4 protein-coding genes are annotated in these 3413 nt (G+C 44.6%); all 4 read left to right on the top strand.

Features of this window, described 5'->3' with window-relative positions:
- Positions 1-804 (top strand): thiamine-phosphate synthase family protein (locus tag AB7U21_RS11375; protein WP_428389154.1); only part of this gene is annotated, 804 nt, incomplete at its 5' end.
- A 51-nt stretch (positions 805-855) separates the two neighbouring features.
- Entirely contained in the window at positions 856-1470 is a 615-nt protein-coding gene (trmY, locus tag AB7U21_RS11380) for a tRNA (pseudouridine(54)-N(1))-methyltransferase TrmY (protein WP_428389156.1), read from the top strand.
- A gap of 55 nt (positions 1471-1525) precedes the next feature.
- Positions 1526-2818, top strand: a complete 1293-nt coding sequence (locus tag AB7U21_RS11385; RefSeq protein ID WP_428389158.1) for a tRNA pseudouridine(54/55) synthase Pus10 — start codon at positions 1526-1528, stop codon at positions 2816-2818.
- Between the two features lie 42 nt (positions 2819-2860).
- A complete protein-coding gene (locus AB7U21_RS11390; RefSeq protein WP_428389160.1) occupies positions 2861-3145 on the top strand; it encodes a 50S ribosomal protein L21e in 285 nt (94 codons plus the stop codon).
- Positions 3146-3413: the final 268 nt, after the last annotated feature.

Raw genomic sequence — 3413 nt, forward strand, 5'->3', positions numbered from 1 at the left:
TTCACTATCATTAGGGGCAAGTTTCTCGAAGGTGGTACGCATGGCTCCGGGTGCTCATATGCTGCTTCCATACCTGCATTTCTGGCCGGGGGTCATTCTATCGATGAAGCTGCAACGCTTGCCAAATCCTTTGTAGAAAAAGCCATTGTGAGCAGTGTAAAAGTAGGACATGGAGTTGGCCCCGTGAATCAGCTGGGTTCGACTCTCAGGAATTCTCACAGATACGAAACTCTTCAAAATACTATCTCAGCTGCCAATATTCTGATATCCTGTGATGAGTTCGGAAAACTTGTTCCGGAAGTAGGCTGTAACATTGCCATGGCAATCCCTGAAGCCTCAGGAATAATGGATGTAGCTGGTGTCAGCGGAAGGATCGTGCGTGTAAAGGGCAGACCACATATTGCAGGTAATGTGGAATTTGGAGGTAGTGATCATGTTGCAAGAATGATTCTTGCAGCTATGGGATATGATCCGTCCTTAAAAGCTGCTGTTAATTTACGTTACTCCGAAAAAATACTCCGCATATGCAAGGAACTGAAGTATTCGATTGCATCTTTTGACAGAGCTGATGAACCTTCGCATGTCAGTACTATGGATTGGGGAGTGACATCTGCAATAACGGCTTTCAGTTCAAACGATTTGAAAAAAATACCTGACATTATATATGATACAGGTAGTGTGGGTAAGGAGCCTATGATACGGCTATTCGGTAAAACTGCTGAAGAAGTAGCCCACAAGGCGGTCATGATCGCAAGGCTATATTCCGCTGGCAGTGATATCAATAGTACTGATAATGATGTTTGATCTGCCATCTTCTAATATGGCGAAAGTTTATTCTTTTAAGTGGATGAGAACATGCAGGATTTTATTATAATTGGACATAAAGCTGTAACTACAGGTGGTTTTTCACTGAATGATATGCCCGGATCTGCAGGACGAATGGATATCCTCTGCAGATGTATCAATTCGGTATTCTTTCTTTCTCATGATCTGAGAAGAGATGTGCAGGCCCACCTGTTACTCCTCGGTGAGCCGAATTCTCCCAGGGTTATACGTTTCAACGGAGAAAAGCTACGATATCTCAACCCGGATGAAAGAAGCGCAGGCGCCTTGATAAAAAAAGCTCTGGAATTAGACAACATTTCCTCTCTTGAAACCCGTTCAACTCCCGGAGTATGGGTACGTGAAGCTGACCTGAGCATCTTGCTGGATGAATTCATCAGAGATGGACGCAAGATCTTTTACTTCAGGGAAGATGGTGAAGATATAAGGTATATGGCCGAAAAGATCAAAGATGGTGTTTTTATTCTGGGTGACCATCTCGGACTTACGGAAGATGAGGAAAATCTTGTACTTGGGATGTCTGCAGGCACGATATCTGTAGGTCCCCTGTCATTGCACGCAGATCACTGTATCATCCTTATAAATAATGAACTTGACAGGATCATGGCCGGTCAGATAGAAAGATAACAGTTTTATCCTGGTTTGCCATTAGATGACCAGGACACAAATTCAGAGTGATCAGATGAGTATATTCGATACCGCTAAGATGATAATCCATGAAGGGCCGATCTGCGACCATTGCATGGGAAGGCAGTTCGCAAAGTTATCTACCGGCCTTACCAATGCCCAGAGGGGCAATAGCCTGAAGGTGGCACTTGCCATGGAAGGGCACCGTATTCATAAAGAGGAAGGAGATGATTCTCTTCTTCGGGAACTTGCTTCGAGTTGCAGTTCTGCACGAAAGGTACTTGGTATCGTCGGAGAGGACGAGCGCTGCTGGGTATGCCTTGGTTTGTTCAGTGATCTGGAAAAGTGGGCAGATCTTGCCGTTGCTGCACTTGAAGGCTTCGAGTATTCCAGCTTCCTTGTAGGTACCAAAGTAAGTGGCCTCCTTAGTGAGAATGAGGAGATACTCTGGAGCGAATGTGGTATTTCCCATGCCGAGCAGTTAAAGACAGAAATGAACAGGGAGGTAGGGAAGCTGGTTGCAGCTAAGACCGGCAAAACAGTTGAGTTCGAGCAACCCGAGATAGTTGTAATGCTCGACCTTGCTTCCGAAACCCTAAGCCTGCAGATAAAATCTCTTTATATACAGGGTCGCTACAAAAAACTTGTAAGAGGCATCCCGCAGACAAGATGGCCATGTCGCAATTGTAAAGGAAGGGGATGTGAAAGATGTGGTTTTACTGGTAAGCAATACCCGGAATCTGTAGATGAGCTGATAAAAAAAGATGTTATCGATGCAGCCAGTGCCGATGATACTGCATTCCACGGTGCGGGAAGGGAAGATATAGATGCTCTTATGCTTGGCAGTGGCCGCCCTTTTGTAGTGGAGGCCATCAATCCCAGAATCCGTACCATCGATCTGAAACAACTTCAGGAGGCAATAAATACCCGTGCCTCAGGTAAAGTGGAAGTTCATGATCTGCAGATTGTATCAAAGGGAATGGTAGAGAAGCTGAAATCCGCTCATGCGGATAAAGTATATAACCTTAAAGTTACATTCACTGACCCAGTTTCAAAGGAAGAACTAATATCAGCACTGGAAAGTCTTTCAGGTGCAGAGATACAGCAACGGACGCCTCAGCGTGTATCCCACAGAAGGGCTGATCTGATCCGAAAAAGGTATGTCCATGTTATAGAACTTTTAGGATGGGAGGCAGACCATGCAATGGTGAGGGTCAGCTGCGAAGGCGGCCTCTATGTAAAAGAACTTGTATCCGGTGATGAGGGACGGACCGTTCCAAGTCTTACCGGGATACTGGGTAAACAGGCAACAGTTGCTGAACTTGATGTAGTGAATGTCGATATTTGAACTATTATCCATTAATCACAATACATACAACGGAGAAGAATTATGTCACATGGTGAGAGGCACTGTACAAGGTACAAATTGAAGAAGACCATAAGGGAAAGAGGTATTTCCCCAGTAAGTAAGGCTATTCAGGAATTCAATGACGGGCAAATGGTACACATAGACATCGACCCAAGTGTCCAAAAAGGAATGCCGAACCCGAAATTCCAGGGAAGCACAGGTAAAGTTGTCGGTCAGAGAGGCAGAGCTTATCTATTGCAGGTAAGGGACGGTAACTCCATGAAGGAAGTAATTTCCCTGCCGCAGCACCTGAAACCCCAGAAGTGATGGTAATTCTACCTTCACTGGCAACATTTTAAGCTTATTATCGATAGGTATATCATGATGAGTAAGTATAAGATATATCTATTGATATAGAGTTCCACATACCGTAGGATACATTAAGAGTGTATTTAGATGATAGTAAAGAACATTCTAAGTGAAGAACTTCTGACCATCTCAGAGGTCAGGGAGATGCTCAATGAGATCATGGAAGAGCGCCTCAGTAATGGGGAAGAGCTCAGATACGAGCTACGTAAGGCTATAAACCATGCAG

Origin of the sequence: Methanomethylovorans sp., from assembly GCF_050177135.1 — an archaeon.
In the GTDB taxonomy this organism is placed as follows: domain Archaea; phylum Halobacteriota; class Methanosarcinia; order Methanosarcinales; family Methanosarcinaceae; genus Methanomethylovorans.